Origin of the sequence: Pseudomonas sp. FSL L8-0168, from assembly GCF_037976155.1 — a bacterium.
GTDB lineage: Bacteria > Pseudomonadota > Gammaproteobacteria > Pseudomonadales > Pseudomonadaceae > Aquipseudomonas > Aquipseudomonas paracarnis.
This window is the reverse complement of record NZ_CP150262.1, coordinates 4,024,273-4,049,123: the sequence shown is the minus strand read 5'-3', so window position 1 is coordinate 4,049,123 and position 24,851 is coordinate 4,024,273. Positions and strand designations below refer to the sequence as shown.

The following is a 24,851-nucleotide window of genomic DNA, read 5'->3' as shown; positions in this document are numbered from 1 at the left end:
GTCAGTGCTCCAGTTGGGTAAGTTCAGTGGGGGGCAATTGGCTGCCGGCCAAAGGCAGGCGCAAGGTAAAGCAGGTGCCCTGGCCCAGGGTGGAATGCACTTCCATCTGGCCCTTGTGGTTGTTGGTGATGATGAAATACGACACTGACAGCCCAAGCCCGGTACCTTGGCCGATTTCCTTGGTGGTAAAGAACGGTTCGAACGTGCGTTTGCGCACGTTTTCGCTCATGCCGATGCCGTTGTCTTCCACCTGGATTTCCGCCCACGGCGGGTTGAGGCGGGTGCGCAGGATGATGCGCCCCGGCTCGCTGTCGTCCTCGCGCAGGTGAATGGCCTGGGCAGCGTTTTTCAGCAAGTTGAGCAGCACTTGCTCCAGCTCGTTGGCGGTGCCGGGCACCGGGCCCAGTTGCGGATCGAACTGGCGGATGATCGCCTGGCCCTTGAAATCGAAACCGATGGTCAGGTCAAAGTCGTTACCGGCGATTTCCACGGCCTGGTCGATCAGCGCCGGCAAATCGCAGGGCGCCATCTGGCGATTGCTGCGGCGGCTGAAGCTGAGCATGTGGGTAACGATTTTCGCGGCACGCGCCCCGGCCTGCTGAATGCCGTCGAGCAGTTGCGGGACTTCGCGGCCTTGCAGGTATCGGTTGACCGTCTCCAGCTCGATGCCCACCTGTTCGGCAAGTTCAAGGTTCTTGGGCAGCTCGGGGGACAGGCGCCGCCGAATGTTCTGCACGTTATGCAGGATCGCGCCCAACGGGTTGTTGATCTCATGGGCCATACCTGCGGCCAGGCCGCCCACGGAGAGCATTTTTTCCGATTGCACCATCATTTCTTCCAGGGACAGGCGCTGGGTGATGTCGTCGATTCGGATCACCACACCGCGCCCGGCGCCGCCCATCAACGGGTAGAACGTCAGCGCATAATGCTTGGGCTCGTCGTCCTTGATCCAGGTGACCCGTTCTATCCGCTCCACTGTGTGCTGCTCCACGGTGGCCTTGATCTGTGGCAGGTACGGCTTGAGCGGCTGGAAGGCCAGGAACACCGGCTGGTTCAGGGCTTCGTCCAGACGCGTACCGGAGAGGGCGGTAGCTTCCTGGTTCCACTGGGTGACATAGAGTTGTTCGTCCAGGGCGATCAGCGCCGAGGGCATCGAGTCAATGATGCTGTTCAGGTAGTTCTGGAAGCCCGTGAGCTTTTTCTCGATCTTGCTGCGTACCTGGACTTCCAGTTCCAGCTTGCGGTTGGTATGCCGGGTTTCTTCGGCCAAACCCTGGGCCTGGTCATACGCGGCCTGGGAGTCGTCGCGCGCGCGTTTGAGCTGCTGCTCGCGGGCTTCGATGCGCGACAACATGGTGTTGAACGCTTCGGCCAGGCTGCCGATTTCATCACGGTTGCCACGCCCGGCGCGTAAAGCGTAGTTCTCCTCGCGGGTCACCTGGCGGGACAGTTCTTCAAGTTCATGAATCGGTCGTGTGATCAGGCGTTTGATCTGCCGGGCGATGACCAGCCACAGCAACACACTGAAAATCAGGATGCCCAGGCTCGCGGTCAGCGTGCCGGTATAGAACGCCACCGGCAGCTCACTGCTGGCCACCAGCAACAAATGCCCCGAAGGCTGAGTGCCACGGGGCAGGGTGATGATCTGGTTGCTGCGAAATTCGGTGAGGCGCCACGCTTCGATATGCCGGTAGTGGTCCGGCAGGTGCAGGCGGTCGCCGTGCTGCATCTGCGCCAGGCGGTTGCCTTCGCCGTCGTACAGCGCGGCGGCGCGCAACGGTGAATAGCTGGTCAATTCATTGAGCAGCGCCTCGGCCTTGGTCGGGGACTCAAGCGCCTCGGCGGCGAGCGAGGGGTTGGACACCAGTCGACCAATAGCCTGCAAGGCCTGGGGGGCCATGCTTTCCTGGGAGATCCAGTAGGCGGCGCTGATAAACGTCAGGTTGGCCACCAGCAATACGGTGGTGAGAAGCACCAGCAGGGCCGCCAGCAGTTTTTGTCCTACTGGTAGATTTTCAAGACGCTGGCGCAGTGGCATCAGAGTTTTCCCAGGTGATAGACAGGTAGGCAGGGTAGCGCGTGCCTCAGTCGCTGGCCAATCCGCGTGCAAGCAGATGCGCCACCAACCGCGTGTGTACCTGTTGCAGGTGCGGCGCTGCCAACTGATGGCGGGCCGCGGCCTGGCAAGCGTAGCCCAGCAGGTAACTGATCTCGGTGCGTCGGGCGTTGGCGACGTCCTGGTACATGGAGGAATAATTGGCGGCGGTGGCCTGGATCACCCGCTCGACTTCGCTGTGCAAGTCCTGTGCAGCCGCAGGCTGGCCACAGCGCTCCAGCAGTTCGGCCAGTTCGGCGCAGAGCGTGGCGACCTCGCAGTGGTGGGCGCTCAAACCGCCGTTGCGGCAGTGGTACAACACGGTCAGTGGGTTGATGGCGCAATTGAGCGCGAGCTTGCGCCACAGGCGCGTCAGGATATCGGTGGCCCATTCATGGGGGATGCCTGCCGCTTGCAAATCATCCAGCCACAGCGGCGGGGTGGGATGGCTCGCGTCCCCCAGCCAGGTGTAGCCATGGCCGGCAAATACCACCCGCCAATCGCCATCGCGAAATGCGCCCTCGGTGCTGGAGGCAAAGATGCAGCGCGCCGACGGCCATTGCGCAGCCACGGCGTCCTGGCTGCCGAGGCCGTTTTGCAGCAGGATCAATTCGGCGTCCGGCGCCAGTCGATGCTGCAACTGTGCGATGGCGCTTTGAGCGTCGTAGGCTTTGCACGCTACCAGCAGACGCCGAATCGGCTCCGAGCTATCAGGCGTTTCGCCGATGACCGGATAAGTCTGTTCCACGCCGTGCTCCACCAGGGTCAGCCCTTTGCCTGCGCGATAGCTGGCCAGGCGCGCCTGGTTACGCAGGATCAGCCTGACGGGCACCCCCGCGCGTGCCAGCCGCGTGGCCCAGAGGGTGCCCAGGCTGCCAGCGCCAAGAATATGCCAGGGGGTCGACATCAGTGTGTACTCCATAAGCTCGCCAGCGGTGAACGGCGCGAAAGAACCGCTATAATGCCCCGGCATTTTAGCTCGGGCGCGCTCCATCTCTACTGAGCCCGCCCCTTATATTGGAGAAATCACATGCCTTCGTTCGACGTGGTATCTGAACTGGACAAACACGAAGTCACCAACGCCGTCGAGAACGCCGTCAAGGAACTGGACCGTCGCTATGACTTGAAAGGCAAGGGCAGCTTCGAATTCAAGGAAAAGGAACTGACCGTCAACCTGACCGCTGAAGCCGATTTCCAGCTGGAAGCGATGATCGAGATCCTCAAGCTGGCCCTGGTCAAGCGCAAGATCGACGTGCAATGTCTGGAAGTCAAAGATGCCTACGCCTCCGGCAAGCTGATGAAGCAGGAAGCCGTGCTCAAGGAAGGCATCGACAAAGAGCTGGCCAAGAAGATCGTGGCGCATATCAAGGACGCCAAGCTCAAAGTCCAGGCCGCCATCCAGGGCGAGCAGGTTCGCGTCACCGGCAAGAAGCGTGATGACCTGCAAGAGGCTATCGCAGCTCTGCGCGCCAAGACTTTCGACATGCCGCTGCAGTTCAATAACTTCCGCGACTGATGGCACTTTGGGGAACCTGTGGGCACTTTTGACGTCCCACGCCCCAGCATCAGTGCCTACAATTGAGCCCTTCGGGGCTCAATTGCGTTTTCAGGCAGTCAATACAGCCTTATCGCCGCACAACAGGAGAAAGTAGATGGATTTGAACGCTGAAATGGATCACCTGATCAAGACCTCCCAGTCTTGGCTCCCCATGATCATGGAATACGGCAGCCGCGTATTGCTGGCGTTGGTCACCCTGGCCATCGGCTGGTGGCTGGTCAACGTCTTGACTCACCGCGTGGGCCGTCTGCTGGCCATGCGTAACGCAGACTTGGCACTGCAACACTTCATCACCAGCCTTGCGAACATCGCGCTCAAAGTCATGCTGGTGGTCAACGTGGCCTCGATGATCGGTGTGGCAACCACCTCGTTCGTTGCGGCGATCGGTGCCGCTACCCTGGCTATCGGCCTGGCCTTGCAAGGCAGCCTGGCGAACTTTGCCGGCGGCGTGTTGATTCTGTTGTTCCGCCCGTTCCGTATCGGTGACTGGATCGAAGCCCAGGGTACCTCGGGTACCGTCGACAGCATCCAGATCTTCCACACGGTGCTGCGTACCGGCGACAACAAGACGGTGATCATTCCCAACGGCAGCCTGTCCAACGGCCTTATCACCAACACCAACCGCCAGCCGACCCGCAAGGTCGTGTTTGACGTGGGTGTGGACTATGAGGCGGACCTGCAAAAGGCCCGTGAAGTATTGCTGGCTCTGGCCGAAGACCCGCGTGTACTGAAGGACCCTGCCGCCGTGGCGGTGGTGTCGACCTTGGGCGACAGTTCCATCACCGTCTCCCTGCGTTGCTGGACCAACACTCCGGATTATTGGGACGTGATGTTTATGCTCAATGAACTGGCGCGTGACCGTTTGAAAGCGGCCGGGATTGATATTCCGTTTCCGCAACGGGTTATTCGGGTGATGCAGGAAAGTGCGCCGAAGTAACTTGGCGCGATGCTATCGAAGTTGGCCGAAAGGTCAGCTTTGAAAAAACTAGTTACTTAGCTTGCTAGTTGTTTTGTTGGTTGAAGTAAAACTGCAATAAAAAAGCCGCTCCCTGTTTAAACAGAGGAGCGGCTTTTTGTTTAAGGCCGAGGCCTCAAGTCATCGTTGTAATTGAACCGGCAATTACAAGATGTTCAGCGGGTAGTTGGCGATCAGACGCAGCTCGTCGATCGACGGCGAACCGTAGTACACGCCATCACCGGAACGGTAAGTCGCTTGACGCAGGCGCAGGCTCAGGTTTTTCGCCGGGCCGCTCTGGATCACGTACTTGGCTTCGATGTCGCGTTCCCACTCTTTGCCGTTCGAGGTGGTGCCGGTGTTGGCGCCGCTACCGGTGACGTAACGGGTCATGAAGCTCAGGCCCGGAATGCCAAAGGTCGCCATGTTGATGTCATAACGCGCCTGGTAGGACTTTTCGCCTTCGGCGTTGAAGTCGGAACGGGCGATGGAGTTGGCCAGGAACACAGTGCCGCCGCCGTCTACGCCGTAACCGTAGTCGCCGTCACCGGTGACTTTCTGGGCTGCCAGGGTGAAGGTGTGAGCACCGATGGTGTACGCACCCTGCAAGCTGAAGGCGCGGTTGTCGAGCTTGGTCACGCCATCTTTCTCTGCGCGTTGCAGGCCGGCGCCGTCGCTCTTGGTGTCGTAGATGTTGAAGTCCAGGGCGAACGACTGATCATCGCTCAGGGCGTGGGTCCAGTTCAGGTTGCTGTAGTACTTGCGGAAGTAATCTTCGGTTTTCGCGTAGTACAGGCTGCCGGTGACTTCTGGAGTGAAGGCATACACACCGCCGACAAAGTCGGTTTTGGTCAGGCCCAGGCTGTCGTGGTAGGTCTGGTTCTGCGCGACGCTGGAAGTGAAGTGACCGCCTTCAAGCTTCAGGCCCTTGATTTCGTTGCTGGTGATGGAGATACCTTGCGGCAGCTCTGGCAGCAGGCGGCTGTCGTCGGAGGCAAACACTGGGGCTGTGGTGTATTGGTCACCGATTTTCAGCACTGTGTTGGAGATGCGGAACTTCACCGCGCCGCCGCCTTTGGAGTAGTCGTCTTGCGAGCGACCATCGGAACCGGTTGGGAACAGGCCGGTGCCGGCGCGGCCCTTGCCGCTGTCGAGCTTGACGCCCATCAGGCCGATCACGTCGACACCGACACCAATGGTGCCCTGGGTGAAGCCAGATTCGTAGAGGGCATTGAAGCCCAGGCCGGTTTCTTCAGCACGGCTTTTACGCTTGCCGTTGACGGTGCTGTAACCGCCCCCTGGCTCATTTCGAAAGTCACGGCTGAAGTACAGCGCGCGAGTATTGATGCTGAACGTGCTGTCTTCAACAAAGCCCTTGGAATCGTCCTGGGCGGACGCCATTGCGAACTGCGAGGTGCCTGCTGAAACAGCCAGGGCGATCATGCTCCACTTCATCACGCGCATCGTGATTTGCTCCTTTGGTTTTAGGAAGAGTACTGCCGTCCCACCTGTATTTTTATCTGGGCGGCTCTTTCTTTTTGTGTCGGCGCAAAGTTAGCTCACGCAGACCCTATTGACGATACTTACTCAACTATCCTTTCAGCTTCTTTACGAGGCTGTCGTAAATCGCTAGATCCATGTCGCAAATTCACAGCCCAAAATGTATCCAGGCTGACAACTTCAATGCTGTTTTCAGACTTCGTTCAAAGTTTGAACACTTCCCTGATACACATTGAAACGCCACTGTTTTTATCGCGAAACACCTGTGTCCAGACGGGTGCCGTTGCCGACGATATGGAGGTGAATGCAACAAGCGTGCTCAAACCGCTGACCGAATGTCATTTTTTCGTGAAAAGTGTGATGAACCTGTAAAAACCGCATAAGCACGGGGGGTTTACGCCATTTGGGTTGGGCTTGACGCCAGGGTGTTACCCCGGTTCGGTGGTACCTGAATGCTGTACCTGGGTAAAACGTTACCGGTTGACCCTTATCAGTGGGTAATCGGCGGATCCCTTTGAGGCACAGGTGGGTCATTTTGGTGCATCCCGTTGAGGCCCGGCCTAGCGTTGCTCTCTTGAGTTACTGCCTCTAAAGGGTGCATTTTTTTGCCCGGCTGCCTCAAGGCCGCCAGCATTGCCCGTGAAGCCTTGGGCATTCGAAGGTATGCTGGGCACCTGTTACCGACCTGCCGAACGGAGTGCCACGTGTTCGCCTTAGATCAACGCCTGCAACAAGATACCTTGGCCATTGGGGACTTCCCGCTCTGTCGCCTGCTGCTGTCCAATGACGCCAATTACCCCTGGTTCATTCTGGTGCCACGCATCGACGGTATCAGCGAAGTGTTTCAACTGGATGTCGCCGATCAACAAACCTTGTGGCAAGAAACGACAGCCTTGGCGCAGTTGCTCAACGAGGGCTTGGCGGCCGACAAAATGAACATCGGCGCGTTGGGTAACGTGGTCAGCCAGTTGCATGTGCATGTGATTGTGCGCAAGCGCGACGACGCCGCCTGGCCAGCCCCCGTGTGGGGCAAGCACCCGGCCCAGCCCTATACCGAAGAGCAGGTGGCCGCGATTCGCAGCCGATTGCGTGAGCTATTGCCTGCCGACTTCATCTTTACCCAGGACTGAACCATGGACCTGCAAGAACGCGTCACCGACCTGGAAAGCCGCCTGGCCTTCCAGGACGACACCATTGAAACCCTCAACGACATCCTGGTCACCCAGCAGCGGGCCGTCGAACGCCTGCAATTGCAGATGACTGCACTGCTCAAGCGCCAGGAAGAAATGGGCGGGCAATTCGAGTCATCCGAAGAAGAAGCGCCGCCGCCCCACTATTGACTGCGCACGCAATAAAAAACCGCGACCCAGCCAAGGCTGGATCGCGGTTTTTTTTGCTGCGAAAGCTGGGGAATCAGCGACGCGGCAGGGCAGCGATGACGTCTTCGGCTTGCAGGCCCTTGTCACGGTTCATCACCGAGAACTCCACGCGCTGGCCTTCGACCAGGACGCGATGGCCTTCGCCACGAATGGCTCGGAAGTGGACGAAGATATCGTCGCCCGAATCGCGGGAAATGAAGCCGAAGCCCTTGGAGGTGTTGAACCACTTGACGGTCCCGGTATCCCGGTTGGTCATGTCATAGTTTTGCGACGCGGCCGCTGGAGACGAGCGGTAGAAGCTGATGGCCAGGTGAAGAACGATGGCGACCACAGCAATCACCAGGCTGAGCAGGATGGCCGGATGGCCCCCGACTTCAGGCATGGGCGCCAGGAGGGTAAGGGTTTGTACGACAACAGTCAGCACCAGCAGCGCACTGACCAGGTTTTGCAGTTGATGACGCGTGCCTTTGTTCCAGTAAGGGATTACCGGTGCGAGCGTCAGGTTAAGAAGGCCGAACAAGGCCAGGTACAGGGCGTCGTGTTGTTCCAGGTAGGGCAGGCTTTCAGGCTGCAGGCTCGGAATAAAGGACAGCAGCAACGCTGCAACGCCCGTTAGCAGGTGGACGATTTTCAACATTTTGGTTAACTCACGTTAAGACGGATCACAAGGAAGAGCTGACTGGCACGGTTCGCTTCTGAACAATGGGAGGCGTTGAGCACGTGCGCGGGTATCAGCCTATGTGACGTGCCGCAGGAATAAACGGCAGCCACACCGCGTCTATTTAACAGCAAAGGCTGTGCCTACTCAAATCAAGCATTTCGGGGTGTTGCCACGGTCACGGCATTTCTGCGTCAAACGCTTGTCCTAGACAGGTGCGGGATTTTTTCAGTGGCAGCCAAGACCCTTCCTACAGGTAAACAGGCTTGCCAACTCAGATCTCGCAGGCGGTGCGGGGCGATTTGCCGCATGCCGTCCGAGTGTGTCGGGCTGCACGTGGCGCACTCTCTTGCTAGAGTGGAGCTGCACCTGATCAATGAATGCTCGTCAATTGAAGGGGAAACACATGGCAATCGATATTGGTATCAGTGAAGAAGACCGTAAATCCATCGTCGACGGACTTTCCCGCCTGCTCTCCGATACCTATGTTCTGTATCTGAAGACCCACAATTTCCATTGGAACGTCACAGGCCCCATGTTTCGTACACTGCACCTGATGTTCGAAGAGCAGTACAACGAGCTGGCGCTGGCAGTGGACTCCATTGCTGAGCGTATCCGTGCCCTGGGCTTCCCGGCGCCGGGTGCCTATTCGATTTACGCCCGCCTGTCTTCCATCAAGGAAGAAGAGGGTGTGCCGAGAGCCGAAGAGATGATCAAGCAGTTGGTCGCCGGCCAGGAAGCAGTCACGCGTACCGCGCGGGGCATCTTCCCATTGCTCGACAAAGTCAGTGATGAGCCGACGGCGGACCTCTTGACCCAGCGTATGCAGGTTCACGAGAAAACCGCGTGGATGCTGCGCTCCCTGCTTGAAAACCAGTAATCGTCGAACCCTGGCGGCGCCTTTTGGGCGCCGCCTGCTGGTTTCCCTGCGCTTCCTGGCGTTGTCCTACGACTAACAACTCCCCGTCTTCTGGCTGCTCTGTGCTGGCTGCTGTTTTATAGGCCCATCGTCCAATGGGAGAAACCTGTTGGCTGTTGTTTGGCAATGGAGTGTCAGCTGTATGTCACGTGGAGTGGGTAAGGGAGTGATGGAAACCTGTGGTTTTCACAAGATAAAGGTCGACCCTTTTGCCAAGGGTTTTGATATGGGGCTGGCCAAGCCGCTGTCCCGGTCGGTCAGGCTCAATGGGTTTTCTACCTGCCTGCGGCTTGAACAGATCTATTGGAACATCCTGACGGAAATCGCCAGGCTCAATACCTGTTCGGTCAGTGCATTGTTGTCCTACGTCGATCGGGAAGTGCATTTGCGTTACGGAGGCGTGAAGAACTTCAGTGGGCTGGTGAGGGTGGTGTGCGTGGTCCATGTGCTCAAAGGCCGGGACGCCCTCACGTCCGCGGACACGCTCGCGCAGTAGTCCGGTGGTCGGTCCGTCATCCCGGCGGGCCGGGCCCTGGGCACAAAGCCGGCTGCGCTGTGTTGATTTACCAGATATAATCCCGCGCTTTGCTGCGCATGCCGGGCTTTAAGCACAGGGCAGGGCGTGGCGCTGTAACGATCTGATCGCCGAGACATCTCCATGCCCATGTACGACTATCAATGCGCTTCCTGTGGTCATCAGTTGGAAGCCATTCAGAAGATCAGCGCCGCGCCGCTGGTCGATTGCCCTGCCTGCCAGGCACCTGAGTTGAAGAAGATGTTGTCCATGCCGGGCTTCCGTCTGAGCGGCAGTGGCTGGTACGAGACCGATTTCAAGACCGGCGCCAAGAAGAACCTGGCGGGCGGCGACAAAGCAGACTGAGTTGAACTCTACGCGCAGGCTCCTGCATTATCCGTCCCCTGCTTTAATGTACGGTGACGAGGCGGGCCTGCCACCGAATTTCGAATTACGAGAAGTGAAACCACGACCATGATGCGCAGCCACTATTGCGGCCAACTGAACGAGACCCTGGAAGGTCAGGAAATCACCCTTTGCGGATGGGTTCACCGTCGCCGCGACCACGGCGGGGTGATCTTCCTCGATATCCGTGACCGTGATGGTCTGGCCCAGGTGGTGTTCGACCCGGACCGCGCCGAGAGTTTTGCAGCCGCCGACCGCGTGCGCAGCGAATACGTCGTCAAGATCACCGGCAAGGTACGCCTGCGTCCGGCCGGTGCCGTGAACAAGAACATGGCGTCCGGCGGCATCGAAGTACTGGGCTATGAGCTGGAAGTGCTGAACGAGTCGGAAACCCCACCGTTCCCACTCAACGAATACTCCGATGTGGGCGAAGAAACCCGCCTGCGCTACCGCTTCCTGGACTTGCGTCGTCCGGAAATGGCCGAGAAGCTGCGCCTGCGTTCGCGCATGACCACCAGCATCCGCCGCTTCTTGGATGAAAACGGCTTCCTGGACGTCGAAACGCCGATCCTCACCCGGGCCACCCCGGAAGGCGCGCGTGACTACCTGGTACCGAGCCGTACCCATGCCGGCAGCTTCTTCGCCTTGCCGCAATCGCCGCAGCTGTTCAAGCAACTGCTGATGGTGGCCGGTTTCGACCGCTATTACCAGATCGCCAAGTGCTTCCGTGACGAAGACCTGCGCGCTGACCGCCAGCCGGAATTCACCCAGATCGACATCGAGACCAGCTTCCTCGATGAAACAGAGATCATGGGCCTGACCGAGCAGATGATCCGCAACCTGTTCAAGGAAGTGCTGGGCCTGGAGTTCGGCGAATTCCCGCACATGACTTTCGAAGAAGCCATGCGCCGCTACGGTTCCGACAAGCCAGACCTGCGTAACCCGCTGGAACTGGTGGACGTGGCCGACCAGCTCAAGGACGTCGACTTCAAGGTGTTCAGCGGCCCGGCCAACGACCCTAAATGCCGCATCGCCGCCCTGCGTGTGCCTGGCGGCGCGAGCATGCCGCGCAAGCAGATCGACGACTACACCAAGTTCGTCGGCATCTACGGTGCCAAGGGCCTGGCGTACATCAAGGTCAACGAGCGCGCCAACGGCGTCGACGGCCTGCAATCGCCGATCGTGAAAAACATCCCTGAAGCCAACCTGAACACGATCCTTGATCGCGTCGGTGCGGTTGATGGCGACATCGTGTTCTTCGGCGCCGACAAGGCCAAGATCGTCAGCGAAGCCCTGGGCGCGCTGCGTATCAAACTCGGTCACGACCTGAACCTGCTGACCTGCGAGTGGGCGCCGATGTGGGTTGTGGACTTCCCGATGTTCGAAGAGAACGACGACGGCAGCTTCAGCGCCTTGCACCACCCGTTCACCGCACCGAAGTGCTCCCCGCAAGAGCTGGAAGCCAACCCTGCAGGCGCGCTGTCCCGTGCCTACGACATGGTGTTGAACGGTACTGAACTGGGTGGCGGTTCGATCCGTATCCACCGCAAAGAGATGCAACAAGCGGTCTTCCGCCTGCTGGGCATCAACGAAGCGGAACAGGAAGAGAAATTCGGCTTCCTGCTCGACGCCCTGAAATACGGCGCGCCGCCGCACGGTGGCCTGGCGTTCGGCCTGGACCGTCTGGTGATGCTGATGACCGGCGCCCAGTCGATCCGTGAAGTGATCGCCTTCCCGAAAACCCAGAGCGCTGCGGACGTCATGACCCAGGCGCCGGGTGTGGTGGATGCCAAGGCCTTGCGCGAGCTGCACATCCGCCTGCGCGAGACGCCGAAGGCTGAGTAAGGCTGCAGCGTGAAAGCGCGATAAGGTTGTACGCAGTCAAAAAGGCGCATCTTCGGATGCGCCTTTGCGTTTAAAAGAGGGAAATCTCGCCTGGGGCGGGATTGATAAGGTTTCTAGAGAATTCGGAGTTGTGTTATGGCTGGCCATTCCAAGTGGGCGAACATCAAGCACCGCAAAGAGCGTCAGGATGCCAAGAAGGGCAAGATCTTCACCAAGTGGATTCGCGAACTGACCGTCGCGGCCCGCCAGGGTGGCGGTGACCCGGGCTCTAACCCGCGTCTGCGCCTGGCGCTGGACAAGGCGCTGGGCGCCAACATGAGCCGCGACATCATCGACCGCGCCGTGGCCCGTGGTGCTGGTGCGGCCGACACCGACGATATGGTCGAGCTGACCTATGAAGGCTACGGCCCGGGCGGCGTGGCGGTGATGGTCGAATGCATGACCGACAACCGCAACCGTACCGCGGCAGCCGTACGTCATGCGTTCAGCAAGTGCGGCGGCAACCTCGGCACGGATGGTTCGGTGGCCTACCTGTTCGAGCGCAAGGGGCAGATCACCTTCGCACCGGGCACCGATGAAGACGCGCTGATGGAAGCCGCAATGGAAGCGGATGCCGATGACGTCGTGACCAACGAAGACGGCTCCATCGACGTGTTTACCTCGTTCGCCAGCTTCTACGCCGTGCGCAACGCCCTGGAAGCCGCTGGTTTCAACGGCACCGACGCAGAAATCGTGATGCTGCCGACCACCAGTGCCGAACTGGACCTGGACGGTGCGCAGAAGGTGCTGAAGCTGCTGGACATGCTTGAAGACCTGGATGACGTGCAGAACGTGTATTCGAATGCCGACATCCCTGAGTCTGTGGCCGAGCAGCTCACTTAAGAACGATGAATATCCACTGTGGGAGCTGGCTTGCCTGCGATAGCATCACCTCGACTTGACAGAAGCACCGAGGTGCCCGCATCGCAGGCAAGCCAGCTCCCACAGGGGTTCTATGCTGTTACACAAATGTGTGCCTGGCACATGCCGTTGTAAATCCAACCCGCAGGCGTTATGACTTTAATCCTAGGTATCGACCCCGGTTCGCGCATCACCGGATTTGGCGTGGTGCAGCAGACCCCACGTGGCTGTGTGTACGTCGCCTCGGGCTGCATCCGCACTGGCGCAGGGGAATTGGCCGAGCGGCTGCAGATCGTCTATCGCGGCGTTCGTGAAGTCATCCAGACCTACGGCCCGGTCACCATGGGCATCGAAAAAGTGTTCATGGCCAAGAATGCCGACTCGGCGTTGAAGCTCGGCCAGGCCCGTGGCGCCGCCATCGTGGCGGGTGCCGAGGAGGGCATGGAGATCGCTGAATACACCGCGACCCAGGTCAAGCAGGCCGTGGTCGGTACCGGTGGTGCCAACAAGGAGCAGGTGCAGATGATGGTCATGCACATGCTCAAGCTCACTTCAAAGCCACAGATCGACGCCTCGGATGCCCTGGCCATCGCCATTTGCCATGCCCATACCCGCTCCAGCCTGTTGCCTCACGGCTTGGGCGCAGCACGTAGTCGTGGCGGGCGCCTGCGTCTCTGATAGCATCAGCGCAATCGTTATTTTTGCGGTCAGGCTCCGATCTGACCCCCAGCTTTAAGGATCTGAACCGTGATTGGACGCTTGCGCGGCACCCTGGCTGAGAAACAGCCGCCGCACCTGATTCTGGATGTGAATGGGTTGGGTTATGAGCTGGAAGTGCCCATGACCACCTTGTATCGCCTGCCGTCGGTCGGCGAGCCGATAACCTTGCACACGCATTTAGTGGTGCGCGAAGACGCGCAACTACTCTATGGTTTCATCGGCAAGCGCGACCGCGATTTCTTCCGCGAGCTGATTCGTCTCAATGGCGTGGGGCCCAAATTGGCCCTGGCCTTGATGTCGAGCCTGGAAGTGGATGAGTTGGTGCGTGCTGTATCGGCCCAGGATACCTCGGCCCTGACCAAGGTGCCGGGCGTCGGCAAGAAAACTGCCGAGCGCTTGCTGGTCGAGCTCAAGGACCGCTTCAAAGCCTGGGAGGTGGTACCGAGCATGTTCGCCCTGGTACCGAACCAGCCGGATATGCCGGCGGCCCAGGTCGCCAGCGCCGAAAGCGATGCGGTCAATGCGCTGATCTCCCTGGGCTACAAGCCTCAGGAAGCCAGCAAGGCCGTATCGGCCATCAAGGACAAGAACCTGAGCGCTGAAGACATGATTCGCCGTGCCCTGAAGGGAATGATTTAAGTGATTGAAGCCGATCGTCTGATCGCGGCCACCGGCCCGCGTGACCGTGAAGAAGTCCAGGACCGGGCCATCCGCCCGCTGAGCCTGGCCGAATACATCGGCCAGCCCACCGTGCGCGAACAGATGGAGTTGTTTATCCAGGCCGCGCGCGGGCGCAGTGAGTCCCTGGACCACACCTTGATCTTCGGCCCGCCCGGGTTGGGCAAGACCACCCTGGCCAATATCATCGCCCAGGAAATGGGCGTGTCGATCAAGTCCACCTCCGGCCCCGTGCTGGAGCGTCCTGGAGACCTGGCGGCGCTGCTGACCAATCTTGAACCCCATGACGTACTGTTTATCGACGAGATCCATCGGTTATCACCGATTGTCGAGGAAGTGCTGTACCCGGCGATGGAAGACTTCCAGCTTGACATCATGATCGGTGAAGGCCCGGCGGCCCGTTCGATCAAGCTCGACCTGCCGCCCTTTACCCTGGTGGGCGCGACCACCCGTGCGGGCATGCTGACCAACCCGCTGCGAGACCGTTTCGGCATTGTTCAACGTCTAGAGTTCTATAGCACCGCCGATCTGGCGACCATTGTCAGCCGGTCGGCGAGTATCCTCGGCTTGCCCCTGGACCCGGAAGGCGCCTTTGAAATCGCTCGACGCGCTCGCGGTACGCCACGAATTGCCAACCGTTTGCTGCGCCGCGTGCGAGACTTTGCCGAGGTGCGTGCCAAGGGCCACATCACCAAGGCCGTGGCGGACCTTGCCTTGAACCTGCTGGATGTGGACGAACATGGTTTTGATCACCAGGATCGACGCCTACTTTTGACCATGATCGAGAAATTCGACGGTGGCCCGGTGGGCGTGGACAGCCTGGCCGCAGCCATCAGCGAAGAGCGCCATACCATTGAGGATGTGCTGGAACCGTACCTGATTCAGCAGGGCTACATCATGCGAACCCCGCGGGGCAGGGTGGTGACGCGTCATGCTTACCTGCACTTTGGGCTAAACATTCCGTCACGATTGGGAGAGATGCCCGTGGTAGACGAATTCCTCGATGCGGTAGACGATTAAAAAGCTTACGCCGGACGATTTATCTGAGCTTTGTGCTGTCCCAGTGTCTGGCGTCGTCATTTGAATCACTGCAAAAGCGTTCAGGAATGAAAAAACAGTTGCCCAGCCAATTGGCAACCTGAGGAGTAAGCACTAGAGTATGCGCGCGCAAAACGGGGATCAGTCGTTCGCACATCGCTGTCGCGTTTATTACGAGGACACCGATGCCGGCGGCATCGTTTATTACGTCAATTACCTGAAATTCATGGAACGGGCTCGAACCGAGCGGCTGCGGGAGTTGGGTTTTGCCCAGTCCGAGCTTGTAGGCGAGGACCTGTTATTCGTCGTGCATTCCAGCGAGGCGCGGTATTACGCGCCGGCGCGACTGGACGATGAGTTGCTGGTCAGCGCTGAAGTCATCGAATTGAACCGTGCCAGCCTGCGTTTCAAACAGCAGGTCAGGCGGGCCACGGATGCAACGCTGCTCTGTGAGGGGCAGTTCCTGGTGGCGTGTGTGCGCACCAACAGCTTGAAACCTCGGGCCATTCCCGAAACTCTACGCGCGGCCTTTGCCGCCGTGAGCGGCGCGGGTCAACAATCAAAGCAGGAGATTTAGCGTGGAACCTACCGTCGTCGACCATTCCTCCATGTGGAGCCTGGTCAGCAATGCCAGTGTCGTGGTTCAACTGGTCATGCTGACACTGGTAGCCGCATCGGTTACCTCTTGGGTCATGATTTTTCAGCGCAGCAACATGTTGCGCGCCGGTCGACGTGCCCTGGAGAGCTTTGAAGAGCGCTTCTGGTCGGGTATCGACCTGTCCAAACTGTACCGCCAGGCCGGCAGCAACCCGGACCCGGATTCGGGCGTCGAGCAGATCTTCCGTGCCGGCTTCAAGGAGTTCTCGCGCCTGCGCCAGCAGCCGGGTGTCGATCCTGAAGCGGTGATGGAAGGTGTGGCCCGTGCCATGCGCGTGGCCATCTCCCGCGAAGAAGAGAAACTTGAGCAGGGCCTGCCGTTCCTCGCCACCGTGGGTTCCGTCAGCCCGTATATCGGCCTGTTCGGTACCGTATGGGGGATCATGAACTCCTTCCGCGGCCTGGCCCAGGCGCAGCAAGCCACACTGGCCACCGTGGCCCCGGGTATTGCCGAAGCCCTGATCGCCACCGCGATCGGCCTGTTCGCCGCTATCCCCGCAGTAATCGCCTACAACCGTTTCGCCGCAACCAGCGAAACCTTGATCAGCCGTTACTACACCTTCGCCGATGAATTCCAGGCGATCCTGCACCGTAAAGTGCACACCAGCGAAGAATAAGCAGGTAATTCCCAATGGCTTTAATCGCTCGAGCTCGCAAAAAGCGCAAGCCGGTCGCCGAGATGAACGTAGTGCCTTACATCGACGTGATGCTGGTGCTGCTGGTGATCTTCATGGTGACCGCGCCGATGCTCAACCAGGGCGTGAAGGTTGATCTGCCCAAGGTTTCCAGTGAAGCCTTGCCGCAGGACAACAACACTCAGGTCCTGACCATTTCGATCAAGGCTGACAAGACCTATTACTGGAACCTTGGCAGCGAAGTCGACACGCAAAAGCAGCAGGACAAGGCCCTGACCCTGCCGGCCATGACCGATGCGGTGACCAAGATCATTCGCTCCGGCAACGAAGGCGGCAAGCACACCCAGGTGTTTATCCGGGGTGACAAATCGGTCGACTACGGCTCCGTCATGGGCGCCATGGGCGGGCTGCAGAAGGCCGGCGTCGGTAACGTTGGCTTGATTACCGAGGCGCCCTGATGCAGCAACAGCGAGAGCCGTCCGCCTCGGAAAGCTACTTCTGGCCTGGCGTGTGGGCAATTGCCCTGCACGTCCTGGTGTTCGGCATGCTGTTCGTCAGCTTTGCCATGACCCCGGACCTGCCGCCAGCCAAGCCGATCGTGCAGGCGACCCTGTATCAGCTGAAATCGAAAAGTCAGGCCACCACCCAGACCAATCAGAAGATTGCGGGTGAGGCCCAGAAGTCGGCCGCGCGCCAGACTGAAGTCGAGCAGATGGAACAGAAGAAGGTCGAGCAGGAAGCGGTGAAGGCTGCTGCGGAACAAAAGAAAGAAGAGGCGGCTCAAAAGGCCGAGGAATCGAAAAAGGCTGACGAAGCCAAGAAGGCCGACGAGGCTAAAAAGGCTGATGAAGCCAAGAAGGCCGACGAGGCTAAAAAGGCTGATGAAGCCAAGAAAGCCGAGAAAGCTGCCGAAGCGAAAAAGGCCGAAGAGAAACAATTGGCTGATATAGCCAAGAAGAAATCGGAAGAAGAAGCCAAGAAGGCTGCCGAAGAAGAGGCCAAGAAAAAGGCCGCTGAAGAAGCCAAGAAAAAGATAGTCGAAGACGCGAAGAAGAAAGCCGCCGAAGACGCCAAGAAAAAAGCTGAAGCAGACGAGGCGAAGAAGAAAGTCGCCGACGAAGCGAAGAAGAAAGCTGCCGCCGACGCCTCCAAGAAAAAGGCCCAGGAAGCAGCACGCAAATCCGCCGAAGAGAAAAAGGCCCAGGCCCTGGCAGATTTGCTTTCCGACACGCCGCAGCGTCAGCAAGCCTTAGCCGATGAGCGTGGCGATGAAGTCGCGGGCAGTTTCGACGACCTGATTCGGGCGCGGGCAGCGGAAGGTTGGACACGTCCACCTTCGGCACGTAAAGGCATGACAGTAGTGCTGCAGATCGGCATGTTGCCGGACGGTACGGTGACTTCGGTCAGCGTGGCCAAGTCCAGTGGTGACGGTTCGTTCGACAGTTCGGCGGTTGCCGCGGTCAAGAATATTGGCCGGTTGACCGAGATGCAGGGAATGAAACCAAGTGACTTCGCTCCCTATCGTTCATTCAAGATGACATTCACACCTGAGGATCTAGCCTTGTGAGAAACCTTCTTCGAGGAATGCTTGTCGTTATTTGCTGTATGGCAGGGATAGCGGCGGCGGATGAAAAGAACATCCTGGTAACCAGCGGCAGTGATCGGGCCACCCCGATTGCAGTCGTGCCGTTCGGTTGGCAGGGCGGCAGCGTGCTGCCGGACGACATGGCCCAGATCGTCAGCGACGACCTGCGTAACTCCGGTTACTACGCGCCGATTCCAAAAGGCAACATGATCAGCCAGCCAACCCAGGCCAGCGAAGTCATCTTCCGTGACTGGAAGGCCGTCGGTGCCCAGTACCTGATGGTCGGCAGCATCACGCCGGCCGGCGGTCGCCTGCAGATCCAGTACACGTTGTTCAACGTGGCCACCGAGCAGCAGGTGTTGACCGGCAGCGTATCGGGTACCGCCGAGCAACTGCGCGACATGGCCCACTACATCTCGGACCAGTCGTTTGAGAAACTCACCGGTATCAAAGGGGCGTTCTCGACGCGCCTGTTGTACGTCACCGCTGAGCGCTTCTCGGTAGACAACACCCGCTACACCCTGCAGCGCTCGGACTACGACGGTGCACGTGCAGTGACCTTGCTGCAGTCCCGTGAGCCAATCCTGTCGCCGCGCTTCGCGCCGGATGGCAAGCGTATTGCCTACGTATCGTTCGAACAGCGTCGTCCGCGCATCTTTGTGCAGCACATCGATACTGGCCGTCGTGAGCAGATCACCAACTTCGAAGGCCTCAATGGTGCGCCAGCCTGGTCGCCGGATGGTTCGCGCCTGGCTTTCGTGCTGTCCAAGGACGGCAACCCGGATATCTACGTGATGAACATGGCCTCGCGTCAACTCTCGCGTGTGACCAGCGGCCCGGGCATCAACACCGAACCGTTCTGGGGCAAGGATGGCTCGACCATCTACTTCACCTCCGACCGTGGCGGCAAGCCTCAGGTCTACAAGGCAAATGTGAACGGCGGCGGTGCGGAACGTGTGACCTTTATTGGTAACTACAACGCCAACCCCAAGCTTTCGGCCGATGAAAAGACGTTGGTGATGATTCACCGTCAGGATGGTTTCACTAATTTCCGGGTTGCGGCCCAGGATTTGCAGCGCGGAACCGTAAAAATCCTTACAGATACCAACCTTGATGAGTCAGCCACTGTTGCGCCCAACGGCACCATGGTAATCTACGCCACCCGCCAGCAGGGCCGGGGAGTCTTGATGCTCGTGTCCATCAATGGACGCGTAAGGCTCCCACTTCCTACCGCACAAGGCGAAGTCAGAGAACCATCCTGGTCCCCTTACCTGAACTGACGCGGCGCTACAAAAAGAAGTACTTAACACACTGGGGTTCATTAGGAGTTTCACGATGGAAATGCTGAAGTTTGGTAAGTTTGCTGCTCTGGCTCTGGCTCTGTCCGTAGCCGTTGGTTGCTCCTCTAAAGGCGGCGACAATGCCGGTGAAGGCGCAGCTGTTGATCCAAACGCTGGTTACGGCGCCAACACTGGTGCGGTCGACGGCTCCCTGAGCGAAGAAGCTGCTCTGCGCGCTATCACCACTTTCTACTTCGAATACGACAGTTCGGACCTGAAGCCAGAAGCCATGCGCGCTCTGGACGTTCACGCCAAGGACCTGAAAGCTAACGGCGCTCGCGTTGTTCTGGAAGGTAACACTGACGCCCGTGGTACTCGTGAGTACAACATGGCACTGGGCGAGCGTCGTGCGAAAGCCGTTCAGCGCTACCTGGTACTGCAAGGTGTTGCTCCAGGCCAACTGGAACTGGTTTCCTACGGTAAAGAGCGTCCAGTTGCAACTGGCAACGACGAACAGTCGTGGGCTCAGAACCGTCGCGTCGAACTGCGTAAGTAATTCGTCATGCGAACGTGCCGTCGTGCTCTGACTGTATTGGCTCTCAGCTTCGCACCGCTTGCGGTGTGGGCTGCGGTTCCTGTAACGGATAGCAACTCAGGCTATAACAATAGCGGGAGCAGTTATCCGCCAGCAGGTTATGGCACGAACGGCGCCTATGCGGGGGGAGCGGCTACGTCCGCTCCCTCGGCACAGGGCGAGCTGTTCAACCAGCTGCAACGCATGCAGGATCAATTGGCCCAGCAACAAGGCGCCATTGAAGTGCTGCAGAACCAGGTGAACCAGCTCAAGCAAGAAGGCCTGGAGCGTTACCAGGATCTTGATCGTCGTATTGGAGCCGGTGTTGCACCTGCCGCTACTCCTGATAATTCTGCTGCCGGTGGCGCGCCAAGCGCCGCTGCCGGTGGCGCAGCAGCAGGGGCCGCCGCGGCTGCCCCTGCCGCCAGCAGTGAACCGGGTGATCCGGCGAAGGAAAAACTGTATTACGATGCAGCCTTCGACCTGATCAAGGCCAAGGATTTCGATAAGGCCAGTCAGGCCTTCACCGCTTTCCTGCGCAAGTACCCCAACAGCCAGTACGCGGGCAATGCCCAGTACTGGTTGGGTGAGGTCAACCTGGCAAAGGGTGATTTGCAGGGCGCGGGCCAGGCTTTTGCCAAGGTCAGCCAGCTGTACCCCAAGCACGCCAAGGTGCCGGATTCGCTGTACAAACTCGCTGACGTAGAACGCCGCCTGGGTCACACCGACAAGGTCAAAGGCATTCTGCAGCAGGTGGTTGCCCAGTATCCGGGTACCTCCGCGGCGCAGTTGGCCCAGCGGGACCTGCAACGCTTGTAAGCAATGCAGCCCGTTCAGAAGAAACCCGCGCTTGTCGCGGGTTTTTTCGTTAGAATCCACGCCCTTTTATGAAACACGCTTCCTGGGGTTGACGCGTTGGCGCAATCCCTTGAAGTGCCTGACGGAGGCGGACAGCCTGTTTAGCTGTTACGCCCGTGGCGACTATGCAAGACACATTACGTATTACCGAAGTCTTTTACTCGTTGCAGGGTGAAACGCGCACTGCTGGCCTGCCCACCGTATTCGTACGGCTCACCGGCTGCCCATTGCGTTGCCAATACTGCGACAGCGCCTACGCCTTCAGCGGCGGTACCGTGCGCACCCTCGACGACATCCTGGAACAGGTTGCCGGCTACCGGCCGCGCTACGTCTGCGTGACGGGCGGTGAGCCATTGGCGCAACCCAATGCCATCCCATTGCTCAAGCGGCTGTGTGACGCGGGTTACGAGGTCTCACTGGAAACCAGCGGCGCCCTGGACATCTCTGCGGTCGACCCGCGTGTCAGCCGAGTAGTCGACCTCAAGACCCCGGACTCCAAGGAAGCCCACCGCAACCGCTACGAGAACATCGACTTGCTGACGGCCAACGATCAGGTCAAGTTCGTCATCTGTTCCCGCGACGACTATGACTGGGCGACTTCCAAGCTGATCCAGTATGGCCTGGAGCGTCGTGCGGGCGAGGTGCTGTTCTCGCCCAGCCATCACGACCTGAACGCCCGGGAGCTGGCCGACTGGGTAGTGGCGGACAACCTGCCGGTGCGCCTGCAATTGCAGCTGCACAAGTACCTGTGGAACGACGAGCCAGGGCGCTGATCAGGCGGCTGCGAGAGGCGTTCTACCCACCGAATTACCGTTCAAATGCGTTTTTTCTGATTTATTTCAAATAAGGTGTTGAATAATCCTTAGAAATCAGTATTATACGCGCCACCACACAGCGGGTCGTTAGCTCAGTTGGTAGAGCAGTTGGCTTTTAACCAATTGGTCGTAGGTTCGAATCCCACACGACCCACCATTTTTGGCGGTTTAGAAAATCCGGAAGGCCCACGCAAGTGAGGATTTCCGGGTTTTTTTTTGCCTGTTATTTGGCATCACCGACTGGACGGTGAGCCGTCCCTTGCTCAGATTCCCGCTCTCGTCCAAAAAAAAAGTCCTGTCAGTACTTTGAAAGAGCGAACTATAGAAAAGGGCTCAGCTAATCGGCTGATATGAATAAAGAAAAATAAAAAGGACCGACCTTGATTCACGGTGACCTGTCCCGTCCTGTGCGTAACCCACAGGTATCAAATCACGTGTGTTTAGAAATCCCGAGAGCCTCACACCAGTAAGGCTCTCGGTTTTTTTTTGCCGTCAGAAATGTTTTCCCTGGCTCCTTGCCGGTAACTCGTGCTTTTAAGTCTTCGATTGTTGACTTTCATGCCTTTGCGCAATTTTTTTTGGTTTTTTCAGTCTGCTTGGGTTTTTTTTGGTTTTTCTTATTCCACAAACTCAACAACGCAATTTGTATCAAACTATGTTCGTTTAGTATTGGATCCAATCAGTCGGCATCGCCGACGGTGTGTCTGACACAAACAAACTGCTGAAAAAGGAGAAACGCCATGATGCTCAAGGACCCTTCCCGCAAATATCGCCACTTCACCACGGTCAACCTGCCGGATCGCACATGGCCCAGTACTGTCCAGGTTGCCGCTCCTACCTGGTGCAGTGTGGATATGCGCGATGGCAACCAGGCGTTGATCGAGCCGATGAATGCCGAGCGCAAGCGGCGTTTCTTCGATTTGCTGGTGAAGGTCGGTTTCAAGCAGATCGAGGTGGGCTTTCCTGCCGCTTCGCAGACCGACTTTGACTATGTCCGTGAGCTGATTGAAAGCGGTGCGATTCCTGATGATGTGACGATTCAGGTCATGACCCAGGCGCGCAGCCACCTCATCGAGCGCACGTTTGAGGCGTTGAAGGGCGCGCCTCGCGCCATCGTGCATGTTTACAATGCGACGGCGCCGGTGTTCCGGGACGTTGTCTTCAATGTGGACAAGGCGGGCTGCATCGAGATTGCTACCCAGGCAACTCGGGAGATCAAGCAGCACATGGACGCAAACCCTGATACGCAGTGGACGTTCCAGTATTCCCCGGAAACCTTTTGCTTCACCGAGCTGGATTTTGCACTGCAGGTGTGTGAAGCGGTGACAGATACGTTCGGCCCGACCCCGAGTAACAAGATGATCCTGAATCTGCCTACCACTGTGGAGGTGTCTACCGCCAATGTCTTCGCCGACCAGATCGAATGGTTCTGCCGGCACTTCAGTCGCCGGGACAGTGTGGTCATCAGCGTGCATCCGCACAATGATCGGGGCACTGGGGTCTCCACCGCGGAGCAGGCGTGCCTGGCTGGTGCCGAGCGTGTCGAGGGCACGTTGTTCGGTAACGGTGAGCGCACTGGCAACGTAGATATCCTCACGTTGGCGATGAACCTCTACACCAGCGGCATCGATCCGCAGTTGGATTTCTCCGACATCCTGCACGTCCAGCGTGAGGTGGAATTCTGCAATCAGTTGCCGACCCATCCTCGTCACCCTTACGCCGGTGAGTTGGTGTTTACCGCATTCTCCGGCTCGCACCAGGACGCGATCAAGAAAGGCTTTGCGGCGCGCCAAGCCAATCCACAGGGCATGTGGGAAGTACCGTACCTGCCTATCGATCCTGCCGATATGGGCCGTAGCTATGAAGCGGTAATTCGCGTAAACAGCCAGTCGGGCAAGGGGGGCGTGGCCTATCTGTTGGAGCAGCACGGCATTGTGATGCCGCGTCGCTTGCAGATGGAGTTCAGCAGCCTGGTACAACAGGAAGCGGATGGCTCCGGCCAGGAAATCAGTGGCGAGATGATCCTTGCCTGCTTCACCCGGCATTACCTGGAGCAGGGCAAGCCTTACGCGTTACGAGCCCCCAAACTGGTGAGCGAGGGCGATGTGACTTACCTGGAGGCCACCCTTGAACAAGGCACACAGCGCATCGACTTGAGTGGCGAGGGCAACGGCCCGCTTGCGGCGCTGGTCGATGCGTTTGCCCAACGTGGCATTCATTTTGATATCGCCGATTACCACGAACATGCCACCCGTGACGGTGCCCAGGCTGAGGCGTTGGCCTATGTGGAAATTCGCGTGGGCAACCAGTTGCTGTTCGGCGCCGCTCGTGATGGCAGTAGCCTGCTCGCTTCCCTCAAAGCGGTCACCAGTGCGGTCAATCGTGCATCGCGCCTGGGCTTGCTCAGCCTGGTGAATGCTGCGGTGCCGTCCTGAGATGAACGCGCATACCGCATTGGCGGCACTTGCCGGTAATTATGGCCACGGTGACATCGTGGCCTCGCATCGACATGACGAAGGCCAACTGGTCTACGCCATCAACGGTGTGATGCTTGTGTCGGTGGAGGAGACCACCTGGGTGGTACCTTCCGGGCATGCGCTGTGGGTGCCTTCAGGTTTGGAGCATCAGATCCGCATGACCGGCGAAGTGCGCATGCGCACTTTGTTGATCTCGCCGGGAGCGCACCGTCGTTTGACGGAGGAATGCGAGGTCATCAGGGTTTCACCCTTGTTGCGCGAGCTGATTGTGGCTGCGGGCGATGAGCCTGACAGCCAGGCGGCGTCGTTGCGTCATGTGCAGATTGTGGAGCTGATTTTCTCGGAACTTGACCGTGCGCAAAGGGTGCTGGCTCACGTGCCGATACCGGACGAGCCGAGGCTCAAGTCACTGTGTGCGGACTTTATCGACAACCCTTCTCAGGAGTCGAAACTGGAGAGTTGGGCGGTGCAGCTCAATATGAGTTCACGCACTCTGGCTCGGCTGTTCCAGAAAGAACTGGGCATGAGTTACGGCGAGTGGCGCAAGCGCACGCGGTTGCTGCTCAGCATGCAGCGGCTGGCCAGTGGGGCCTCCATTTTGGAGGTGGCCTTGGAGCACGGTTACCAAAGCCCGAGTGCATTTACCGCGATGTTCAAGCGCACCCTGGGATACACCCCGAGTCACTGTCGCCTGGTCTGAATTCACAGCGGTAGCCGTGACTGGCACTTTGGCGAGGGAGCGATGAAGATCCAATGTGGGAGCTGGCTTGCCTGCGAAAGCTTTAGTGCAGTAACAGATGCATCGA

The 24,851-nt window shown here is 58.7% G+C and carries 26 protein-coding genes and 1 tRNA gene; 23 read left to right on the top strand and 4 right to left on the bottom strand.

The window, feature by feature from the left end:
• Position 1 precedes the first annotated feature (1 nt).
• Together MHH62_RS18540 and MHH62_RS18535 are read right to left on the bottom strand one after the other, a co-directional pair.
• Positions 2-2,038, bottom strand: coding sequence for a HAMP domain-containing sensor histidine kinase (locus MHH62_RS18540; RefSeq protein WP_014719722.1), 2,037 nt, complete (start codon positions 2,036-2,038; stop codon positions 2-4).
• Between the two features lie 46 nt (positions 2,039-2,084).
• Positions 2,085-3,002 carry a putative 2-dehydropantoate 2-reductase gene (locus MHH62_RS18535; RefSeq protein WP_014719721.1) on the bottom strand — a complete coding sequence of 306 codons (918 nt, stop codon included), beginning with the start codon at positions 3,000-3,002 and terminating at the stop codon, positions 2,085-2,087.
• A 123-nt stretch (positions 3,003-3,125) separates the two neighbouring features.
• Between MHH62_RS18535 and MHH62_RS18530 the strand changes: the two genes are divergently transcribed.
• Both MHH62_RS18530 and MHH62_RS18525 read left to right on the top strand, forming a co-directional pair.
• Positions 3,126-3,611 (top strand): YajQ family cyclic di-GMP-binding protein, encoded by a 486-nt coding sequence (locus tag MHH62_RS18530; RefSeq protein ID WP_003193880.1) that lies wholly within the window; start codon positions 3,126-3,128, stop codon positions 3,609-3,611.
• A gap of 136 nt (positions 3,612-3,747) precedes the next feature.
• Entirely contained in the window at positions 3,748-4,590 is an 843-nt protein-coding gene (locus tag MHH62_RS18525; RefSeq protein WP_339231600.1) for a mechanosensitive ion channel domain-containing protein, read from the top strand.
• A gap of 183 nt (positions 4,591-4,773) precedes the next feature.
• On the opposite strand, the gene MHH62_RS18520 is transcribed toward MHH62_RS18525, so the two are convergent.
• Entirely contained in the window at positions 4,774-6,072 is a 1,299-nt protein-coding gene (locus MHH62_RS18520; RefSeq protein ID WP_014719719.1) for an OprD family porin, read from the bottom strand.
• A 740-nt stretch (positions 6,073-6,812) separates the two neighbouring features.
• Here MHH62_RS18520 and MHH62_RS18515 point away from each other — a divergent pair.
• Positions 6,813-7,238: an HIT domain-containing protein gene (locus MHH62_RS18515; protein WP_020302709.1), complete on the top strand. Its 426-nt coding sequence runs from the start codon at positions 6,813-6,815 to the stop codon at positions 7,236-7,238.
• Positions 7,239-7,241: 3 nt separating this feature from the next.
• On the top strand, positions 7,242-7,448 hold the full coding sequence (locus tag MHH62_RS18510) for a SlyX family protein (protein WP_005790924.1): 207 nt from the start codon (positions 7,242-7,244) through the stop codon (positions 7,446-7,448).
• 73 nt (positions 7,449-7,521) lie between these two features.
• Here the strand turns inward: MHH62_RS18510 and MHH62_RS18505 are convergent, their stop codons facing one another.
• Complete coding sequence (locus MHH62_RS18505) at positions 7,522-8,124, bottom strand: cold-shock protein (protein WP_003193875.1); 603 nt, start codon at positions 8,122-8,124, stop codon at positions 7,522-7,524.
• Positions 8,125-8,551: 427 nt separating this feature from the next.
• Between MHH62_RS18505 and MHH62_RS18500 the strand changes: the two genes are divergently transcribed.
• The 19 genes from MHH62_RS18500 (at position 8,552) to MHH62_RS18410 (ending at position 24,745) form a co-directional block, all read left to right on the top strand.
• Positions 8,552-9,025 carry a Dps family protein gene (locus MHH62_RS18500; RefSeq protein WP_339231598.1) on the top strand — a complete coding sequence of 158 codons (474 nt, stop codon included), beginning with the start codon at positions 8,552-8,554 and terminating at the stop codon, positions 9,023-9,025.
• A gap of 181 nt (positions 9,026-9,206) precedes the next feature.
• A complete protein-coding gene (locus MHH62_RS18495) occupies positions 9,207-9,560 on the top strand; it encodes a ribbon-helix-helix domain-containing protein (protein ID WP_019821251.1) in 354 nt (117 codons plus the stop codon).
• Positions 9,561-9,722: 162 nt separating this feature from the next.
• A complete protein-coding gene (locus tag MHH62_RS18490) occupies positions 9,723-9,944 on the top strand; it encodes a zinc ribbon domain-containing protein (protein ID WP_003193872.1) in 222 nt (73 codons plus the stop codon).
• Positions 9,945-10,052: 108 nt separating this feature from the next.
• Entirely contained in the window at positions 10,053-11,828 is a 1,776-nt protein-coding gene (aspS, locus tag MHH62_RS18485) for an aspartate--tRNA ligase (RefSeq protein WP_032895509.1), read from the top strand.
• A gap of 135 nt (positions 11,829-11,963) precedes the next feature.
• Positions 11,964-12,710, top strand: a complete 747-nt coding sequence (locus MHH62_RS18480) for a YebC/PmpR family DNA-binding transcriptional regulator (RefSeq protein ID WP_003193870.1) — start codon at positions 11,964-11,966, stop codon at positions 12,708-12,710.
• 171 nt (positions 12,711-12,881) lie between these two features.
• A complete protein-coding gene (ruvC, locus tag MHH62_RS18475; protein ID WP_019821257.1) occupies positions 12,882-13,406 on the top strand; it encodes a crossover junction endodeoxyribonuclease RuvC in 525 nt (174 codons plus the stop codon).
• Positions 13,407-13,475: 69 nt separating this feature from the next.
• Positions 13,476-14,087: a Holliday junction branch migration protein RuvA gene (gene ruvA, locus MHH62_RS18470; RefSeq protein WP_003193868.1), complete on the top strand. Its 612-nt coding sequence runs from the start codon at positions 13,476-13,478 to the stop codon at positions 14,085-14,087.
• Positions 14,088-15,146, top strand: a complete 1,059-nt coding sequence (ruvB, locus tag MHH62_RS18465) for a Holliday junction branch migration DNA helicase RuvB (protein WP_003193867.1) — start codon at positions 14,088-14,090, stop codon at positions 15,144-15,146. It abuts the gene before it with no gap.
• 139 nt (positions 15,147-15,285) lie between these two features.
• Positions 15,286-15,741, top strand: coding sequence for a tol-pal system-associated acyl-CoA thioesterase (gene ybgC, locus MHH62_RS18460; RefSeq protein ID WP_014719714.1), 456 nt, complete (start codon positions 15,286-15,288; stop codon positions 15,739-15,741).
• A gap of 1 nt (position 15,742) precedes the next feature.
• Entirely contained in the window at positions 15,743-16,438 is a 696-nt protein-coding gene (tolQ, locus tag MHH62_RS18455; RefSeq protein WP_339231595.1) for a protein TolQ, read from the top strand.
• A gap of 23 nt (positions 16,439-16,461) precedes the next feature.
• Positions 16,462-16,914 (top strand): protein TolR, encoded by a 453-nt coding sequence (tolR, locus tag MHH62_RS18450; RefSeq protein ID WP_161793227.1) that lies wholly within the window; start codon positions 16,462-16,464, stop codon positions 16,912-16,914.
• The gene (gene tolA, locus MHH62_RS18445; protein ID WP_339231593.1) at positions 16,914-18,023 is read left to right on the top strand and encodes a cell envelope integrity protein TolA; all 1,110 of its coding nucleotides are present in this window, start codon (positions 16,914-16,916) and stop codon (positions 18,021-18,023) included. The genes tolR and tolA overlap by 1 nt, the downstream gene beginning before the upstream one ends.
• A 17-nt stretch (positions 18,024-18,040) precedes the next feature.
• Positions 18,041-19,321, top strand: a complete 1,281-nt coding sequence (gene tolB / locus MHH62_RS18440; RefSeq protein WP_032874245.1) for a Tol-Pal system beta propeller repeat protein TolB — start codon at positions 18,041-18,043, stop codon at positions 19,319-19,321.
• 55 nt (positions 19,322-19,376) lie between these two features.
• The gene (gene pal / locus MHH62_RS18435; RefSeq protein WP_003193861.1) at positions 19,377-19,877 is read left to right on the top strand and encodes a peptidoglycan-associated lipoprotein Pal; all 501 of its coding nucleotides are present in this window, start codon (positions 19,377-19,379) and stop codon (positions 19,875-19,877) included.
• Between the two features lie 6 nt (positions 19,878-19,883).
• Positions 19,884-20,714, top strand: a complete 831-nt coding sequence (gene ybgF, locus MHH62_RS18430) for a tol-pal system protein YbgF (RefSeq protein ID WP_014719713.1) — start codon at positions 19,884-19,886, stop codon at positions 20,712-20,714.
• A 164-nt stretch (positions 20,715-20,878) separates the two neighbouring features.
• Positions 20,879-21,526 carry a 7-carboxy-7-deazaguanine synthase QueE gene (gene queE / locus MHH62_RS18425; RefSeq protein ID WP_020302705.1) on the top strand — a complete coding sequence of 216 codons (648 nt, stop codon included), beginning with the start codon at positions 20,879-20,881 and terminating at the stop codon, positions 21,524-21,526.
• Between the two features lie 123 nt (positions 21,527-21,649).
• Positions 21,650-21,725, top strand: a tRNA-Lys gene (locus tag MHH62_RS18420).
• A 583-nt stretch (positions 21,726-22,308) separates the two neighbouring features.
• Positions 22,309-24,003, top strand: coding sequence for a 2-isopropylmalate synthase (leuA, locus tag MHH62_RS18415; protein WP_038451337.1), 1,695 nt, complete (start codon positions 22,309-22,311; stop codon positions 24,001-24,003).
• Position 24,004: 1 nt separating this feature from the next.
• Positions 24,005-24,745 carry a helix-turn-helix transcriptional regulator gene (locus MHH62_RS18410; RefSeq protein ID WP_103451956.1) on the top strand — a complete coding sequence of 247 codons (741 nt, stop codon included), beginning with the start codon at positions 24,005-24,007 and terminating at the stop codon, positions 24,743-24,745.
• Positions 24,746-24,851: the final 106 nt, after the last annotated feature.

Excerpts from the sequence above, each read along its gene's own strand:
- MHH62_RS18530 (WP_003193880.1), top strand. The coding sequence starts at position 3,126 with ATGCCTTCGTTCGACGTGGTATCTGAACTGGACAAACACGAAGTCACC.
- MHH62_RS18500 (WP_339231598.1), top strand. The coding sequence starts at position 8,552 with ATGGCAATCGATATTGGTATCAGTGAAGAAGACCGTAAATCCATCGTC.
- MHH62_RS18510 (WP_005790924.1), top strand. The coding sequence starts at position 7,242 with ATGGACCTGCAAGAACGCGTCACCGACCTGGAAAGCCGCCTGGCCTTC.
- queE (WP_020302705.1), top strand. The coding sequence starts at position 20,879 with ATGCAAGACACATTACGTATTACCGAAGTCTTTTACTCGTTGCAGGGT.
- MHH62_RS18410 (WP_103451956.1), top strand. The coding sequence starts at position 24,005 with ATGAACGCGCATACCGCATTGGCGGCACTTGCCGGTAATTATGGCCAC.
- tolA (WP_339231593.1), top strand. The coding sequence starts at position 16,914 with ATGCAGCAACAGCGAGAGCCGTCCGCCTCGGAAAGCTACTTCTGGCCT.
- MHH62_RS18490 (WP_003193872.1), top strand. The coding sequence starts at position 9,723 with ATGCCCATGTACGACTATCAATGCGCTTCCTGTGGTCATCAGTTGGAA.
- MHH62_RS18495 (WP_019821251.1), top strand. The coding sequence starts at position 9,207 with ATGTCACGTGGAGTGGGTAAGGGAGTGATGGAAACCTGTGGTTTTCAC.
- leuA (WP_038451337.1), top strand. The coding sequence starts at position 22,309 with ATGATGCTCAAGGACCCTTCCCGCAAATATCGCCACTTCACCACGGTC.
- MHH62_RS18520 (WP_014719719.1), bottom strand. The coding sequence starts at position 6,072 with ATGCGCGTGATGAAGTGGAGCATGATCGCCCTGGCTGTTTCAGCAGGC.
- MHH62_RS18525 (WP_339231600.1), top strand. The coding sequence starts at position 3,748 with ATGGATTTGAACGCTGAAATGGATCACCTGATCAAGACCTCCCAGTCT.
- ybgF (WP_014719713.1), top strand. The coding sequence starts at position 19,884 with ATGCGAACGTGCCGTCGTGCTCTGACTGTATTGGCTCTCAGCTTCGCA.
- pal (WP_003193861.1), top strand. The coding sequence starts at position 19,377 with ATGGAAATGCTGAAGTTTGGTAAGTTTGCTGCTCTGGCTCTGGCTCTG.
- MHH62_RS18540 (WP_014719722.1), bottom strand. The coding sequence starts at position 2,038 with ATGCCACTGCGCCAGCGTCTTGAAAATCTACCAGTAGGACAAAAACTG.
- ruvC (WP_019821257.1), top strand. The coding sequence starts at position 12,882 with ATGACTTTAATCCTAGGTATCGACCCCGGTTCGCGCATCACCGGATTT.
- ybgC (WP_014719714.1), top strand. The coding sequence starts at position 15,286 with ATGCGCGCGCAAAACGGGGATCAGTCGTTCGCACATCGCTGTCGCGTT.
- aspS (WP_032895509.1), top strand. The coding sequence starts at position 10,053 with ATGATGCGCAGCCACTATTGCGGCCAACTGAACGAGACCCTGGAAGGT.
- MHH62_RS18505 (WP_003193875.1), bottom strand. The coding sequence starts at position 8,124 with ATGTTGAAAATCGTCCACCTGCTAACGGGCGTTGCAGCGTTGCTGCTG.
- tolB (WP_032874245.1), top strand. The coding sequence starts at position 18,041 with ATGCTTGTCGTTATTTGCTGTATGGCAGGGATAGCGGCGGCGGATGAA.
- MHH62_RS18480 (WP_003193870.1), top strand. The coding sequence starts at position 11,964 with ATGGCTGGCCATTCCAAGTGGGCGAACATCAAGCACCGCAAAGAGCGT.
- MHH62_RS18535 (WP_014719721.1), bottom strand. The coding sequence starts at position 3,002 with ATGTCGACCCCCTGGCATATTCTTGGCGCTGGCAGCCTGGGCACCCTC.